The sequence below is a fragment of the Cupriavidus phytohabitans genome (assembly GCF_000426345.1).
Classification (GTDB): Bacteria; Pseudomonadota; Gammaproteobacteria; order Burkholderiales; family Burkholderiaceae; genus Cupriavidus.
On record NZ_AUFE01000014.1, the window covers coordinates 49,862 to 65,541 of the forward strand.

17 protein-coding genes are annotated in these 15,680 nt (G+C 65.6%); 10 read left to right on the forward strand and 7 right to left on the reverse strand.

Annotated features, from left to right (window positions below; genetic code table 11):
- Window positions 1–13: 13 nt before the first annotated feature.
- The 3 genes from K309_RS0113125 to K309_RS0113135 are packed head-to-tail and all read right to left on the reverse strand — an operon-like array spanning window position 14 to window position 3,308.
- Window positions 14–739: a Coq4 family protein gene (locus K309_RS0113125; protein WP_029046852.1), complete on the reverse strand. Its 726-nt coding sequence runs from the start codon at window positions 737–739 to the stop codon at window positions 14–16.
- Between the two features lie 26 nt (window positions 740–765).
- Window positions 766–1,746, reverse strand: a complete 981-nt coding sequence (locus K309_RS0113130; protein ID WP_029046853.1) for an alpha/beta fold hydrolase — start codon at window positions 1,744–1,746, stop codon at window positions 766–768.
- The gene (locus tag K309_RS0113135) at window positions 1,743–3,308 is read right to left on the reverse strand and encodes a flavin-containing monooxygenase (RefSeq protein WP_029046854.1); all 1,566 of its coding nucleotides are present in this window, start codon (window positions 3,306–3,308) and stop codon (window positions 1,743–1,745) included. Before K309_RS0113135 ends, K309_RS0113130 begins: the two co-directional genes overlap by 4 nt.
- 86 nt (window positions 3,309–3,394) lie before the next feature.
- Here K309_RS0113135 and K309_RS0113140 point away from each other — a divergent pair, with 86 nt between their 5' ends.
- Complete coding sequence (locus K309_RS0113140) at window positions 3,395–4,021, forward strand: TetR/AcrR family transcriptional regulator (protein ID WP_029046855.1); 627 nt, start codon at window positions 3,395–3,397, stop codon at window positions 4,019–4,021.
- Window positions 4,022–4,039: 18 nt separating this feature from the next.
- On the opposite strand, the gene nth is transcribed toward K309_RS0113140, so the two are convergent.
- Entirely contained in the window at window positions 4,040–4,684 is a 645-nt protein-coding gene (gene nth, locus K309_RS0113145; RefSeq protein WP_029046856.1) for an endonuclease III, read from the reverse strand.
- Complete coding sequence (rsxB, locus tag K309_RS0113150; protein WP_029046857.1) at window positions 4,681–5,490, reverse strand: electron transport complex subunit RsxB; 810 nt, start codon at window positions 5,488–5,490, stop codon at window positions 4,681–4,683. Before rsxB ends, nth begins: the two co-directional genes overlap by 4 nt.
- A 309-nt stretch (window positions 5,491–5,799) precedes the next feature.
- Between rsxB and K309_RS0113155 the strand changes: the two genes are divergently transcribed.
- Window positions 5,800–6,456 carry a TetR/AcrR family transcriptional regulator gene (locus K309_RS0113155; protein ID WP_029046858.1) on the forward strand — a complete coding sequence of 219 codons (657 nt, stop codon included), beginning with the start codon at window positions 5,800–5,802 and terminating at the stop codon, window positions 6,454–6,456.
- A gap of 45 nt (window positions 6,457–6,501) precedes the next feature.
- Here the strand turns inward: K309_RS0113155 and K309_RS0113160 are convergent, their stop codons facing one another.
- Window positions 6,502–7,758, reverse strand: coding sequence for a polyhydroxyalkanoate depolymerase (locus K309_RS0113160; protein ID WP_029046859.1), 1,257 nt, complete (start codon window positions 7,756–7,758; stop codon window positions 6,502–6,504).
- Between the two features lie 307 nt (window positions 7,759–8,065).
- The gene (locus K309_RS0113165; RefSeq protein WP_029046860.1) at window positions 8,066–9,262 is read right to left on the reverse strand and encodes an amino acid aminotransferase; all 1,197 of its coding nucleotides are present in this window, start codon (window positions 9,260–9,262) and stop codon (window positions 8,066–8,068) included.
- A gap of 258 nt (window positions 9,263–9,520) precedes the next feature.
- On the opposite strand from K309_RS0113165, the gene uvrB reads away from it, so the two are divergent.
- The 8 genes from uvrB (at window position 9,521) to iscU (ending at window position 15,648) form a co-directional block, all read left to right on the forward strand.
- Entirely contained in the window at window positions 9,521–11,605 is a 2,085-nt protein-coding gene (gene uvrB / locus K309_RS0113170; RefSeq protein ID WP_029046861.1) for an excinuclease ABC subunit UvrB, read from the forward strand.
- Window positions 11,606–11,680: 75 nt separating this feature from the next.
- Window positions 11,681–11,983: a putative quinol monooxygenase gene (locus K309_RS0113175; protein WP_029046862.1), complete on the forward strand. Its 303-nt coding sequence runs from the start codon at window positions 11,681–11,683 to the stop codon at window positions 11,981–11,983.
- A gap of 20 nt (window positions 11,984–12,003) precedes the next feature.
- Window positions 12,004–12,225: a hypothetical protein gene (locus K309_RS0113180; RefSeq protein WP_029046863.1), complete on the forward strand. Its 222-nt coding sequence runs from the start codon at window positions 12,004–12,006 to the stop codon at window positions 12,223–12,225.
- 37 nt (window positions 12,226–12,262) lie between these two features.
- Entirely contained in the window at window positions 12,263–12,505 is a 243-nt protein-coding gene (locus K309_RS0113185; protein WP_029046864.1) for a hypothetical protein, read from the forward strand.
- Between the two features lie 141 nt (window positions 12,506–12,646).
- Window positions 12,647–13,135, forward strand: a complete 489-nt coding sequence (locus K309_RS0113190) for a low molecular weight protein-tyrosine-phosphatase (RefSeq protein WP_029046865.1) — start codon at window positions 12,647–12,649, stop codon at window positions 13,133–13,135.
- A 193-nt stretch (window positions 13,136–13,328) separates the two neighbouring features.
- Window positions 13,329–13,883, forward strand: coding sequence for a Fe-S cluster assembly transcriptional regulator IscR (gene iscR / locus K309_RS0113195; RefSeq protein WP_029046866.1), 555 nt, complete (start codon window positions 13,329–13,331; stop codon window positions 13,881–13,883).
- Between the two features lie 67 nt (window positions 13,884–13,950).
- Window positions 13,951–15,174, forward strand: coding sequence for an IscS subfamily cysteine desulfurase (locus tag K309_RS0113200; RefSeq protein ID WP_304413082.1), 1,224 nt, complete (start codon window positions 13,951–13,953; stop codon window positions 15,172–15,174).
- Window positions 15,175–15,249: 75 nt separating this feature from the next.
- On the forward strand, window positions 15,250–15,648 hold the full coding sequence (gene iscU / locus K309_RS0113205) for a Fe-S cluster assembly scaffold IscU (RefSeq protein WP_010809025.1): 399 nt from the start codon (window positions 15,250–15,252) through the stop codon (window positions 15,646–15,648).
- Window positions 15,649–15,680: the final 32 nt, after the last annotated feature.

Sequence of the window (15,680 nt, forward strand, 5' to 3'; positions counted from 1 at the left end):
GTGCGCCGCAATCTCAGGCAGTCCATTCCTGGACGGGATTGCAGGCGAGGTAACGTCCGGGCTCGGCAATGCCGAGCCGTGCACGGGCAGCGTCGAGCGGTTCGTGCAACAGTCTTTCGTAGTCCTCGCCGAGCAGCCAGCCGGCGCGGCGTCCCAGCCGGTAACCCTCCAGCACGGCGCGCGCAAACGCCAGGCTGCCGGTCACGCGCAGGCTTTTCAGCGACGCCGCGATGGCGATGAACGCCCATCCCTTGCCGCCGGTCTGCGCGTAGCTGAACGCCACCAGCGCGGCTTCGCCAAGGCTTTCGTCGGCGCGGTAGCCGGTGAGCACATGCCAGATGTCGTGGATATCGCGGGTACGCCGGCCAAACCACATGTATGCGTCCTCGATCACCGGCTCCTGGTCGAGGTTGGAAACCTTGGCCAGCCCGTCCGCGCTGTAGCCGGTCTTTTCCAGGAACGCGCGATATGCCGCGCCGACCGTGCCCGGACCGAAGCCGGCGATATAGGTGGGATCGGACAGGCGCTCCGCCAGTTCGATGCGCTGGTAGACCATGCGCCTGCCATCGGGCGTGGACAGCAGGCGGCCGAAGTTGCGCGGCATCGACGGGCCGTTCAGCGCGCGCATGATGCGGAAGACCTGCTCGGTGTCGTTGCCGTTCGCCAGCAGCTTGCGGACGGCCCGGAACGCGGTGATGAAATCCTGTTTGTAGGGATTGGAGGCGGTCGGGGTGGCCATGGCAGGGATCCGTGAGTCAGCGTGAGTCAGGCGAACTGCGTCGGGGCGGCGGCCGGGGCATGCAGCCGCGCGGCGGCGTCGCGCACAAAGTCGACGCAGGTGTCGATGGCGGTCACCGGCAGCATATGGCCGCCGTCTACCAGCGCCAGCGTGGCGCCAGGCACCCTGGCAACCAGCGCTTCGCCATGTTCGGCAAAATCAAGGATGCGGTCATCGCGGCCGTACAGCACGCTCACCGGCACGCGCAGCGAGCCATAATGCGGAAGCATTGCCGGCAGGCTTCGGGCGGCACCGGTCAGGTCTTCGGCAGCGGCGAGGAAATGGGACGGCCGCAGCGCCAGCAGGCCGCCACCCCGCGTCGGGAAGTCGAGCGGGAACGGGTCGGGACCGAACACGATATCCATGACTTCTTCGCGGCGACGTTCCGACATCGGCACCACCAGTGTCCACGCCAGCAGCCGCCGCAATGCGCCCGGCACGGTCATCGCCTGGAATACCGGCGAAATCGCCTTGGGCGGATGGGTGAGCGGCGCGATCAGCGCCAGGCCGCCGACGCGCCCGGGATGGTGGATGGCCAGTGCCAGCGCGATCGCGCCGCCGAGCGAGTGGCCAACCACCAGCGGTTTCTCCAATCCAAGCTGGTCGCACAGCGCTGCGAGCGCATTGGCCTGTGCCGGCAAATCCGCCGCGGTGCCTGCCACGCGCGTCGAGTGGCCCGCGCCTGGGCGGTCGACGGCGATCACGCGGAAGTGGCGGGCGAGCGGTTCGATCATGCCGTAGCCGAAGTTCTCCAGCTGTCCCGACAGGCCGTGCACCAGCAGCACGGCGGGCCCCTGGCCGCGCTCGACCACGTGCAGCCGCGCGCCGGGCACATCGACAAAGCGTCCACGCGGCGGCATTGCCGCCTCGATGCGCCGGACGGTGCGCAGCGTGTACAGCCATAGCGCGGTGCCCAGTACCACAAGCAGCCCGACCAGCAAGCCGGCGATGGTCAGGGCGATGGTCACGATTGCACCTCGCTGGCAGCAACGGCCGGCACGGCATTGGTTTCGGTGGAGCCCTGGCTGTCGCGATGAGGATGGCCAGCATGGGCGGAGGAAGTCGGGACATCGAACTGCAGCACGCCGTCGGCGATGCGCCCGTGCCGGATCGTCAGCAAGTCTTTCAGGTAGTTCTGATAGACGCGCCATGGCTTGCGGTCGCCTTGACGGGGCAGCACGGTGGCGGCGCGTTGCACATAGCCCGAAGTGAAATCCAGGAACGGTGTGGGTTGCATGCCGGCGGGCGCGCGCGGCATGGCCGCGCGGTGGCCATGTCGGTCCATATGGCGCAGCAGGCGGCAGACGTACTCGGCGGTGAGATCGGCCTTGAGGGTCCACGAGGCGTTGGTATAGCCGAACGCGAGTACCAGGTTGGGCACGCCGCTCAGCATCATTCCCTTGTACGCGAACGACTCGGCGGGGCGGCGCGGCTCGCCGTCGACGCTGACCGCGATGTCGCCCAGCATGTTCAGCTTCAACCCGGTGGCCACGACCACGATATCCGCGGCGAGCGTCTTGCCGCCGGCCAGCACGATGCCGTCTTCGGTGAACCGTTCGATGGTATCGGTCTCCACCGTGGCACGGCCGTCGCGGATCGCGCCGAACAGGTCGCCATCGGGCACCAGGCACAGGCGCTGATCCCACGGGTTGTAGCGGGGCGTGAGATGCGTCGCGACATCGAAATCCGGCTCCAGCTGTGCCGCGGCCATGCCGATCAGCCGTGCCCTGGTGCGCTCCGGCCGCCGCCGCGCCAGCTGGAAGAACATCATGCCGAGGAGCACGTTCTTCCAGCGCGTGGCGCCGTAGGCCAGCCGCTCGGGCAGCAGGCGGCGCAGCTTGTGGGCGATCGCGTCCTCGGCGGGGCGCATCACGATGTAGGTGGGCGAGCGCTGCAGCATGGTCACGTGCCTGGCGCGCTTTGCCATCTCCGGCACCAGCGTCACGGCGGTGGCGCCGCTGCCGATCACCACCACGCGCTTGCCGCTGTAGTCGAGCGATTCGTCCCAGAACTGCGGATGCACGATGCGGCCGCGGAACTTTTCCTCGTTGGCAAAGGCCGGGCGATGGCCTTCGGCATAGCTGTAATAGCCCGCGCAGATATAGAGCAAGCGGGCGCGCAGGCGCAACCGGCTGTGATCCGCCGTGCGCTCGGCCTCCACCGTCCAGCAGCCCGCGGTGCTGTCCCACGCGGCACTGACGACCTTGTGGCCGAAGCGGATATGCGGCGTGATGCCGGCTTCGTCGGCGGTCTCGCGGATATAGGCGCGGATCGACGGGCCGTCGGCGATGGCCTTGGCGCCGCGCCAGGGCTTGAAGCGGTAGCCCAGCGTGTACATGTCCGAGTCGGAGCGGATGCCGGGGTAGCGGAACAGGTCCCAGGTGCCGCCGATGGCGTCGCGGGCTTCCAGGATGGCGTAGCGCTTGCCGGGGCAGCGCATCTGCAGGTGGCGCGCGGCGCCGATGCCGGACAGGCCGGCGCCTACGATCAGGACATCCAGGACGACATCATCGGGACGGGGGGCGGTCATGTCGGGCATCCGGGCGAGTGGCGCTTCTGACAACATAGGTTGTCAGAAGCGATATGACAAGGCATCTGACAATAGGGAATGTCATAATGGCGCGCATGACCACCGAGCTCACTCCCGCACGCCGCTACCGCGGCGCCGAAGCCGAAGAACGGCGCACCCAGCGCCGGGGCCAGCTGATTGCCGCGGCGGTGCAGGTCTATGGCGAGCGTGGCTACCAGAACGCCACGGTCAAGGCCGTGTGCGAAGCCGCCGGCCTGACTGAGCGCTATTTCTACGAGTCATTCCCCAACAGCGAGGCGTTGCTGCTGGCGTCGTTCCAGGCTGTCACCCACCGCTTGCTGCAGACACTGGCCCGCGCCGGGGAGGTGGCAGGCGGCGACGGCGCCAACCGGGCGCTGGCGATGCTGCGCGCCTATTTCGGGGCCCTGCAGTGCGAGCCGCGTTCGGCGCGGGTGTTCCTGGTGGAGATCCGCGGCGTCAGCAAGCTGGTCGATGGCGCGCTGGCGGATTCGCTGAGCGAATTTGGCGGCCTGCTGGCGCAAGCGCTGCTGCCGCCGGGCCGGCAGCTCGATCCGCTGCTGACCGCGGGCGTGGCGGGCGGGGTGATCCACGTCGCGCTGCGCTGGATCGGACAGGGCTACACGCCCGACGTCGAGGTGGTGGCGCGCACGGCGCTGCAACTGGCCATGGTGCTGGCGCGCGAGCCGGACTAAGGCGCGCCGCCAAGGCGCTTACAACTGCGGCGCTTCCGTCTTTTCCCTGAATTCGCACAGCGGCTCGATCACGCAGTGCCAGCATTCCGGCTTGCGCGCCTTGCACACATAGCGGCCGTGCAGGATCAGCCAGTGGTGCGCATCGTGCAGGAATTCATGCGGCACGCACTTTAGCAGCTTCTGCTCGACCACCTGCACGTTCTTGCCGGGTGCCAGCCCGGTGCGGTTCGCGACCCGGAAGATATGCGTATCCACAGCGATGGTGGGCTCGCCGAAAGCTGTGTTGAGCACCACGTTGGCGGTCTTGCGGCCCACGCCCGGCAGCGCTTCAAGCGCTTGGCGGTCGGGCGGTACCTTGCCGCCGTGCCGCTCGACCAGGATGCGGCAGGTCTCGATGACATGCTTCGCCTTGGTCTTGTACAGGCCGATGGTCTTGATGTATTCGCCCAGCCCGGCTTCGCCGAGGTCGAGCATCTGCCGCGGCGTGTGCGCGACCGGGAACAGCCGGCGCGTAGCCTTGTTGACACCGACGTCGGTAGCCTGCGCCGACAGCAGCACGGCAATCAGCAGCTCGAACGGCGAGCTGTATTCCAGCTCAGTGGTCGGGGCCGGGTTGACTTCGCGCAGCGTCTCGAAAATGGCACGGCACTTGGCGGCGTTCATTGTTGTTGTTCCGGGTCGGGTTTGGCGTCGGGGCCGACGGCCGGCTCGGTCAGGCCGGCGCGCGCGCGGCGTGCTTCGGCGGCATCGATCTGCGCCTGAACGGCGGGGGAGACGTTTTCCGTATTGCGCGGCCGCGCGGCCTGCTGCTTCTGGCGAGCGCGCTCGATCGCGGCCTGGATGATGGCGCGCTTGCGTTCCTGCGCGGCGCGCTCGGCGTCGTCCTGCGGGGCTTCGGCCTGCACCGCGGCCAGCTTGGCCGCAGCCTTGGCAGCCAGGCGCGCGTCGTTTTCCTCGCGCTCGCGCACCAGCCGGGCCCGGCGCGCCAGGTAGCGTTCGTGGGCCGCATCGGCCTGGTCCTGCGACCACGCGTCCCAGCCGGTGCGGTCACCGGTGACCGGGACCATGGCGATGCAGTCGACCGGGCAGGGCGCCACGCACAGGTCGCATCCAGTGCACAGTTCGGGAATCACCGTGTGCATCTGCTTGGCAGCACCGGCGATGGCGTCGACCGGGCATGCCTGGATGCAAAGAGTGCATCCAATGCACAGGCTCTCGTCGATCAGCGCAAGCGCGCGTGGCTGTTCGGTGCCGCGTTCGGGGTCGAGCGGCATGGGTTCGACGCCGAGCGCCCCGGCCAGCCGGCGCACCCCTTCCGCGCCACCTGGCGGGCAGCGATTGCAGGCCGCTGTGCCGGCGGCCATGGCCTCGGCGTACGGGCGGCAGCCGTTGAATCCGCATTTGGTGCACTGGGTCTGGGGTAGCAGCGCCTCGATGCGGTCGGCAAGGGACTTGACGGCGGGGTTCACGACAACAGGCTGGAATTCAGGAGACAAACCGGATCAGAACAGGACTGGACATTTATGGGACGCATGCGGCGTTGTGCGTGCTTGGCGACATAGTCGCGGCCCGGGAAACACCCAGGGCGGGCACAATAGTCCCGCGAAACCCATCACCGGCAGGCGTCAGCGGGCCGGTCGGGCTTCTTCGAGCCCTCGCGCCGCAAGGATTATCCCCGATTTCGCCAATGGACAGAAACGGGGATGATGCGCGTCGCGCAGCCGGACTGCCGCATTCCGGCGTGTGCCATAATCCGCGCAACGATCGACCTGCCATCCATGTCAACAGAGACCAAGACCAAACGCGACCCCGAAGGGACGCGCCGACGCATCCTCGCTGCGGCCACCGAGGAATTCGCCAAGGGTGGTCTGGCCGGCGCCCGCGTCGACCAGATTGCCCGGCGCGCGGAAACCAACGAACGCATGCTGTATTACTACTACGGCAGCAAGGAAGGGCTGTTCCTGGCCGTGCTGGAAAAACAGTACGCCGAATTCCGCGCCGCCGAAGAGAAGCTGCACCTGGTCGACGAAGATCCGATCGCGGGCGTGCGCGCGCTGGCCCGTTTTGTCTGGGACTGGTACTACCAGCACCCCGAGTTCATCCGCCTGATCAACAGCGAGAACCTGCACGAAGCCCGCCACCTGAAGAAATCCGCGCAGCTGCAGCAACTGATCAACCCGGTTGTGGACGTGCTGGCCGATGTGATCCACAGGGGGCAGCAGCAGGGCGTGTTCCGCGACAACATCGACGTGCCGCAGTTCTACCTGACGATCTCGGCGCTGGGTTACTACGTGCTGTCCAACCGCTACACCATCAGCGCCGTGACCGGCCGCGATGTGGCTTCGCAGCACGAGCATGAGCGCTTTGCCGAGCTGCATACCGAGATGCTGCTCTGCTACCTGAAGCGCTCCTGCTGTCCCGAGAGCGCGCCATAAACAGAAACGCCCGCGATTGCGGGCGTTGTCCTGTCTGCGGCAGCGTTATTTCGCCGCGGGCTGGTGGTACTTGCGGATGAAATCGCGCAGGTCCGGATAGATGTCCTCGCGCCAGCGCCGGCCCGAGAAAATCCCGTAGTGGCCGCAATGCGGCGCGGTTACATGCTGCTTGCGGTTTTCCGGGATGCCGCTGCACAGGTCGTGGGCGGCGGCGGTCTGGCCCGCGCCCGAGATATCGTCCAGTTCACCCTCCACCGTCATCAGCGCGGTGTCCTTGATATCCTGCGGCCGCACCGGCTTGCCATCGATGGCCCACGTGCCGTTGGCCAGGCGGAATTCCTGGAACACTTCGCGGATGGTGTCGAGGTAATACTCGGCGGCCATGTCCAGCACCGCGTTGTATTCGTCGTAGAAGCGCACATGCGCCTCGGCGTCGTCGGCGTCGCCCTCGATCAGGCTCAGGTAATAGTCATAGTGCGAGGACAGGTGCCGGTCCGGGTTCATCGCCACGAAGCCGGCATGCTGCAGGAAGCCCGGATACACACGGCGGCCGTGGCCGGGGTAGTTGGCTGGCACAGTGTAGATGACGTTGTTCTCGAACCACTCGAACGACTTGTTGATGGCCAGCGAGTTGACCGCGGTCGGGCTCTTGCGGGCATCGATCGGGCCACCCATCATCGTCATGGTGCGCGGCGTCGTCTCGCCGGCGGAAGCCATCAGCGAGATCGCGGCCAGCACCGGCACGGTCGGCTGGCACACGGAAATCACGTGCAGGTTCTCGGCGCCGATATGGCGGATGAAATCCTGGATGTAGTAGATGTAGTCCGACAGGTGGAAGGCGCCGTCTTCAGCCGGCACCATGCGCGCGTCGATCCAGTCGGTCACGTAGACCTTGTGGTCCTGCAGCAGCGTGCGCACGGTGTCCCGCAGCAGCGTGGCATGGTGGCCCGACAGGGGCGCGCACACCAGCACCACCGGCTCGTCCTTCAGCAGCTTGATGGTCTCCGGGTCGTCGGCATAGCGCTTGAAGCGCAGCAGCTTGCAGAACGGCTTTTCCAGCACGGACTGCTCGACGATGGGGATGTCGCGCCCGTTGGAGCGGACCGACTTGATGTCGAACGCGGGCTTTTCGTATTCCTTGCCGAGCCGGTACAGCAACTCGTAGCCCGCCGCAAGTCGGGGGGCTCCGGGCACCAGCGACATCGGGCTGAGGGGATTGGTGAAAGTCTTGGCGGTCGCCTGGGCCCACGCGGTCAGCGGGTGGAGGATCGAGCGCTGGAACTCATGCAGTTGGTAGAGCATGCCGTTTCTGCCTGGTCTTACTTTGGGTCACGTACCACCAAGTACTAATGTACTGACAATACACGTGGGGATCGTCGCGGATTATGCCCGTTCTCGAACGACCGTGCTAACGATCTTGCTTTGCAGCATATACCTTAAGGTACTTCCCCATCTGCGGAACACAATAAGGCATTCGCCTGATTTTTGGATGACACTGTCCTACAAGACTGAAAACAAATGCAAAAAGCGGCCGAGGCCGCTTTTTTTGGGACGCCATGTGATCCTGACGCCAGTCATGGTGCGTTGCCCTGCAGCAACGCCGGCAGCGTTACATCACCGCTGCGATCGCATCGACAACCGCATCGATATTGCGGCTGTTCAGCGCCGCCACGCAGATGCGGCCGGTGCCGACGGCGTAGATGCCGTGTTCGTTGCGCAGCCGGTCCACCTGGGCCGAGGTCAGGCCCGAGTACGAGAACATGCCGCGCTGGGCCTTGACGAAGGAGAAGTCGCCCGGTACGCCCTTGGCGGCCAGCTTGTCCACCAGCGCATGGCGCATCAGCTTGATGCGGTCGCGCATCTCGGCCAGCTCCTCTTCCCACATGGCGCGCAGTTCCGGGCTGTTCAGCACGGTGGCGACCACAGTGCCGCCGTGCGTCGGCGGGTTGGAGTAGTTGGTGCGGATCACGCGCTTGACCTGCGACATCACGCGCTGGGCTTCTTCCTTGCCAGTGGTGACGATCGACAGCGCGCCCACGCGCTCGCCGTACAGCGAGAAGCTCTTCGAGAACGAGCTCGACACGAAGAAGGGCAGGCCGGAGTCGGCGAACAGGCGCACGGCGGCGCCGTCGGCGTCGATGCCGTCGGCGAAGCCCTGGTAGGCCATGTCCAGGAACGGGATCAGGTTGCGTTCCTTGACCAGTTCCACCACTTGCTTCCACTGCTCGGGCGACAGGTCGACACCGGTCGGGTTATGGCAGCAGGCGTGCAGCACGACGATGGTGTTGGCCGGGTACGATTTCAGCGATTCCACCATGCCGGCAAAGTTCAGGCCGTGGCTGGCAGCGTCGTAGTAGGCGTAGTTGACGACCGGGAAGCCGGCGGCCTCGAACAGGGCGCGGTGGTTTTCCCAGCTCGGGTCGCTGATGGCGACCTTGGCGTCCGGGTACAGGCGCTTCAGGAAGTCGGCGCCGATCTTCAGCGCGCCGGTGCCGCCCAGTGCCTGGGCCGTCACCACGCGGCCTTCGGTGATCAGCGGCGATTCCTTGCCGAACAGCAGCGTCTGCACGGCCTGGTCATAGGCGGCGATGCCTTCGATCGGCAGGTAGCCACGCGGGGTGGCGGTGGTCAGACGGGCTTTTTCTGCCTCCTGGACGGCGCGCAGCAGGGGGATTTTCCCTTCGTCGGTGAAGTACACGCCAACGCCCAGGTTGACCTTGGTGGCGCGGGTGTCGGCATTGAAGGCTTCGTTGAGGCCCAGGATCGGGTCACGCGGGGCCATCTCGACGGCAGAAAACAAACTCATTTGGAATCTCGTGGTCGGCAATGAAAGAAAACGGGAAGGCGTAGAATGCTCCGGACTGCGCTGGCGGCTGGCAGGCCCCCATTCCGTTCTGGGCGGAATCGGCCCCACGCCGTTGGGAACGGCTTGAGGCGGCTTGAACCGGGGGCTGTCAACCCCAAGATTCTAGCGTATCCGCCCGTTTTCCTGAGGTTTTTCCCTAATCTCGCCATCACTTCTTTCGTTACTTCTTTATTACCTCTTCCCGCTATCCCGCCCCCTATGTCGAACCTTGCAGAAGCCGCGCCGGCCCTGGACGAAAGCAAATTCGTCACATTTCCCGGCTCCCCGTTCCAGCTGTACCAGCCGTTCCCGCCCGCCGGGGACCAGCCGGAGGCGATCCGCCAGCTGGTGGAGGGGGTGGAGGACGGCCTGTCTTACCAGACATTGCTGGGCGTGACCGGGTCGGGCAAGACCTTCACCATGGCCAACACGATCGCCCGCCTGGGGCGGCCGGCGATCGTGTTCGCGCCCAACAAGACGCTGGCGGCCCAGCTGTATGCCGAGTTCCGCGAGTTCTTTCCGCGCAACGCGGTCGAGTACTTCGTCAGCTACTACGACTACTACCAGCCTGAGGCCTACGTCCCGCAACGCGACCTGTTCATCGAGAAGGACTCGTCGATCAACGAGCATATCGAGCAGATGCGGCTGTCGGCGACCAAAAGCCTGCTGGAGCGCCGCGACACGGTGATCGTGGCGACGGTCTCGGCGATCTATGGTATCGGCAACCCGAACGAATACCACCAGATGATTCTCACTTTGCGGGCCGGCGACAAGATCAGCCAGCGCGACGTGATCGCGCGCCTGATTGCGATGCAGTACACCCGCAACGAGACCGATTTCCAGCGCGGCACGTTCCGCGTGCGCGGCGACACCATCGACATCTTCCCGGCGGAGCATGCCGAGATGGCGGTGCGGCTGGAGATGTTCGACGACGAAGTGGAATCCCTGCAATTCTTCGATCCGCTGACCGGCCGCGTGAAACAGAAGATCCCGCGCTTTACGGTCTATCCGTCGAGCCACTATGTGACGCCGCGCGAGACCGTGCTGCGCGCGATCGAGGCGATCAAGGACGAGCTGCGCGACCGGCTGGAGTTCTTCCACAAGGAAAACCGGCTGGTCGAAGCGCAGCGGCTGGAGCAGCGTACCCGCTTCGATCTCGAAATGCTTTCGGAGCTGGGCTTCTGCAAGGGCATCGAGAACTATTCGCGCCATCTGTCCGGCGCGCGCCCCGGCGAGCCGCCGCCGACGCTGGTCGACTACCTGCCGTCCGATGCGCTGATGTTCCTGGACGAGTCGCACGTGCTGATCGGCCAGCTCAACGGCATGTACAACGGCGACCGCGCGCGCAAGACTACGCTGGTCGAGTACGGTTTCCGGCTGCCGTCGGCACTGGACAACCGGCCGCTCAAGTTCGACGAGTTCGAGCGCAAGATGCGGCAGGTGATGTTCGTCAGCGCGACGCCCGCGCAGTTCGAGCAGGAGCATGCGGGGCAGGTGGTGGAGCAGGTGGTGCGCCCGACCGGGCTGGTCGACCCGACTATCATCGTGCGTCCGGCGACCACGCAGGTGGATGACCTGCTATCGGAAATCCACGCGCGCGTGGAGGTCAACGAGCGCGTGCTGGTGACCACGCTGACCAAGCGCATGGCCGAGCAGCTGACCGAGTTCCTGTCCGAGAACGGCGTCAAGGTGCGCTACCTGCACTCGGACATCGACACCGTGGAGCGCGTCGAGATCATCCGCGACCTGCGCCTGGGCACCTTCGACGTGCTGGTCGGCATCAACCTGCTGCGCGAGGGCCTGGATATCCCCGAGGTCTCGCTGGTGGCGATCCTGGATGCCGACAAGGAAGGCTTCCTGCGCGCTGAGCGCTCGCTGATCCAGACCATCGGCCGCGCCGCGCGCAACGTCAATGGCACCGCCATCCTGTATGGCGACCGCATGACCGACTCGATGCAGAAGGCCATCAGCGAGACCGAGCGACGCCGCGCCAAGCAGATGGCCTTCAACGAGGCCAACGGCATCATTCCGCGCGGCGTGGTCAAGCGCATCAAGGACATCATCGACGGCGTGTACAACGCCAGCGATGCCAAGGCCGAGCTGCAGGCCGCGCAGGAGCAGGCGCGCTACGAAGACATGAGCGAGAAGCAGGTGTCGAAGGAAATCAAGCGGCTGGAAAAGCTCATGCTCGACCATGCCCGCAACCTGGAATTCGAGCAGGCGGCACAGGTGCGCGACCAGCTGGCCAAGCTCAAGGCGCAGGTGTTCGGCGCCAGCGGCGAGGGCGCGCTGCCGCCTGCCTGAACCTGCGCCGCGGGGCGGGTGTGCGCCGTGGCTGGCCTATAGTGAAATGCGTCAGAATCGATCCGGGGGCGCATCATGGTAAAGCTTGGCCTGTGGGTCCCGCTGGAGGCGCGGCCCGGCAAGGAGCAGGAAGTCGAGCAGTTCCTGCGCGACGGTCTGGCGCTGGTGCAGCAGGAGACCGGCACCACGGCCTGGTTCGCGCTGCGCGTGGGGCCGTCGATGTTCGGCATCTTCGATGCCTTTGCCGATGAATCCGCGCGTGAGGCGCACCTGGCCGGCAAGGTTGCCGCCGCGCTGATGGCCAAGGCGCCGGAGTTGTTCATGGCTACGCCGCCGATCCAGAAGCTGGAGGTGCTGGCGGCCAAGCTGCCGGCGTGAACCGGGCGTAAGGAGCTGCCATGGAACGCCAATTCGAGTACGGGGGCTATCTGGTCGTGGCCAGCGCGGTGCCCAATGCCGCAGGCGGCTTCGCCGGGCAGATGCGCATTGCCGACGCCTTTGGCGAGCCGGCTGGCCCGACCTACGAGGCCATCGCCGGCGATGCGCCGACGCAGGAAGCGGCCGTAGCGCTGGCCGAGGCTGCGGCGATGCGGGCCATCGATGCCGGCGAGGTCAACTAGCCGCCCACCCTGTCCCATTTCCCGAGGAGAACACACAATGACCGAAATCGGCGACTGGAAGAAAAAGGTCTATGAAACCCACGAAGTGCAGGTCCAGGTCAAGCAACGCTCGCAAAGCGAATGGTCGTACACCGTGCGCGTCTGCCGCCCGGGGACCAATATCCGCGCCGCCGGCACGCTGACCGAGACCTCGCGCATCACCGACCATTTCAAGTCCGCCGAAGCCGCTACAGTGGCCGGTTTTGCACACGGAGAGCGCCTGGCCAAACAGCTCGCGTAGCCTGGCGTCCCGGGGCGGGCCGACCACGCTTGGCGGCCGTTCCGCACGGGCGGCTAGAATTTGCCCCTCTCCAGACGCGGGGCACGTTGGCAGGAAGCCTTGGGCGCCCCGCCTCGGCCGCGCTTGCGCCTTGATCGACCGATGAAGAAATACGCCATCCTGATGTGTTGCATGGGCAACATCTGCCGCTCGCCGACGGCGGAAGGCGTGCTGCGCGCCAAATTGGCGGCCGCCGGACTGGAACTGCTGGTCGAGCTGGATTCGGCCGGCACCCACGAATACCATCTGGGCCGGGCGCCCGACCCGCGTACGCAGCGCGCAGCGCTGCGGCGTGGCTACGATCTGTCCGCGCTGCGCGCCCGCAAGGTTGGCCTGCCCGATTTCGACCGCTTCGATCTGATCCTGGCGATGGACCGCGACAATCTCGACGGCCTGGCGCGCCTGCATCCCGATGCCGGCGACAAGGTGCGCCTGCTGATGAGCTTCGCTACCCGCCACGACGCCGACGAAGTGCCGGATCCGTACTACGGCGAGGGCGACGGCTTCGAGCGCGTGCTGGACTACGTCGAGGACGCTTGCGACGGCCTGGTCGCGATGCTGCGGCAGCGGCTGCAGCATCCCGCAGACTGATCCGCGGTGCGGCGCCGCATCCTGAAATTGCGTTGGCGCTGGCCTTGCCGTGCGGGGCGGCAAGCCCGGCGAGGGCTGCCGGGGAGCGCGGCGCTTGATGCGCTGCGGTAGGGGTAGTTGACTGAATTAGTCGGGTACCTTTATACTTGACGAAAACGATCAAGTATTCGCTTTACCCCCAGAGCCCTGCACCATGAGACTGACCACCAAAGGCCGCTTCGCGGTCACTGCGATGATCGACCTGGCGATGCGCCAGGACCAGGGACCGGTGACGCTCGCCGGCATCAGCCAGCGCCAGAAGATCTCGCTGTCCTACCTGGAACAGCTGTTCGGCAAGCTACGCCGGCATGAGATCGTCGAAAGCGTGCGCGGTCCGGGCGGTGGCTACAGCCTGGCGCGCAAGGCCGAAGACGTCACGGTGGCGGACATCATCATCGCCGTCGACGAGCCGCTTGACGCCACCCAGTGCGGTGGAAAAGGCAATTGTAACGGAGATGACGGCTCCGGGCGTTGCATGACCCACGAACTGTGGGCAACGCTGAACCAGAAGATGGTCGAGTACCTCGACTCCGTCTCCCTCAAGAACCTGGTGGACCAGCAGCGCGAACGCCAGCCGGCGGTGCTGCACGACATGCGCGAGGAAGCCGCGCAGCCGGCCCCTGCCGCAGGGCGCGGCAAGGCCGACAAGCAGGAAAAGCCGGTCCGGGCGAGGGTGGTGAATTCAGTATTCAGCCTGGCGCAATCCTGAGCGTCTACCAAGGCACGCGGCAGGCAACGACAGTAATCAGCGATACAGCGGTCCCTAAAAGGCAGTCATAACGATGAGCACCCCACATTTCCCCATCTACATGGATTACTCGGCCACCACGCCGGTGGACCCGCGCGTGGCGGACAAGATGATTCCGTACCTGCGCGAGCAGTTCGGCAACCCCGCCTCGCGCAGCCATGCGTACGGCTGGGACGCGGAGCGCGCGGTGGAAGAAGCGCGTGAGCAGGTCGCCGCACTGGTCGGCGCCGACCCGCGCGAGATCGTGTGGACGTCGGGTGCGACCGAATCGGACAACCTGGCCATCAAGGGTGCCGCGAACTTCTATTCGGGCAAGGGCAAGCACATCATCACCGTGAAGACCGAGCACAAGGCCGTGCTCGACACCACGCGCGAACTGGAGCGCCAGGGCTTCGAGGTGACCTACCTGGACGTGAAGGAAAACGGCCTGCTCGACATGGATGTGTTCAAGCAGGCGCTGCGCCCGGACACGATCCTGGTGTCGGTGATGCTGGTCAACAACGAGATCGGCGTGATCCAGGACGTCGAGCAGATCGGCGAGATTTGCCGCGAAAAGGGCATTATCTTCCACTGCGACGCCGCTCAGGCGACCGGCAAGGTGGCGATCGACCTGGGCAAGCTGAAGTGCGACCTGATGTCGTTCTCGGCCCACAAGACCTATGGCCCGAAGGGCATCGGCGCGCTGTATGTGCGCCGCAAGCCGCGCGTGCGCATCGAGGCGCAGATGCACGGCGGCGGCCATGAGCGCGGCATGCGCTCGGGCACGCTGGCCACGCACCAGATCGTCGGCATGGGCGAAGCCTTCCGCATCGCCCGCGAAGAGATGGCCACCGAAAACGAACGCATCCGCATGCTGCGCGACCGCCTGTGGAACGGCCTGTCGGACATGGAAGAGGTCTACCTGAACGGTGACCTGGAGCACCGCGTACCGCACAACCTGAACGTCAGCTTCAACTTCGTCGAAGGCGAGTCGCTGATCATGGCGATCAAGGACGTGGCGGTGTCGTCCGGTTCGGCCTGCACCTCGGCTTCGCTGGAGCCGTCGTACGTGCTGCGCGCGCTGGGCCGCAACGATGAACTGGCGCACAGCTCGATCCGCTTCACGGTGGGCCGCTTCACCACCGAGCAGGAGATCGACTTCACCGTCCAGCTGCTCAAGTCCAAGATCGGCAAGCTGCGCGACCTGTCGCCGCTGTGGGAAATGTTCAAGGACGGCGTCGATCTGAATTCGATCCAGTGGGCCGCGCACTAAGCGCCTTGGGTACCTGCAGGATCCAGCAAAGATAACAGCAATACCCCCGCAAAAGATACGCAAGAGGTAAGCAAAATGTCATACAGCACGAAGGTTCTCGACCACTATGAAAACCCCCGCAACGTCGGTTCGTTCGACAAGAATGACGATGCGGTCGGCACCGGCATGGTCGGCGCCCCGGCTTGCGGCGACGTGATGAAGCTGCAGATCAAGGTCAACGAGGCTGGCGTGATCGAAGACGCCAAGTTCAAGACCTATGGCTGCGGCTCGGCCATCGCCTCGTCGTCGCTGGTGACCGAGTGGGTCAAGGGCAAGACCGTTGACCAGGCGCTGGAGATCAAGAACACCCAGATCGCCGAGGAACTGGCTCTGCCGCCGGTGAAGATCCACTGCTCGATCCTGGCTGAAGACGCGATCAAGGCTGCTGTCGAAGACTACAAGAAGAAGCACGGCGCGGAGCAGAAGGCCGCCTGATCCTGTCGATCGACAAGCGAAGCACGAAGGAA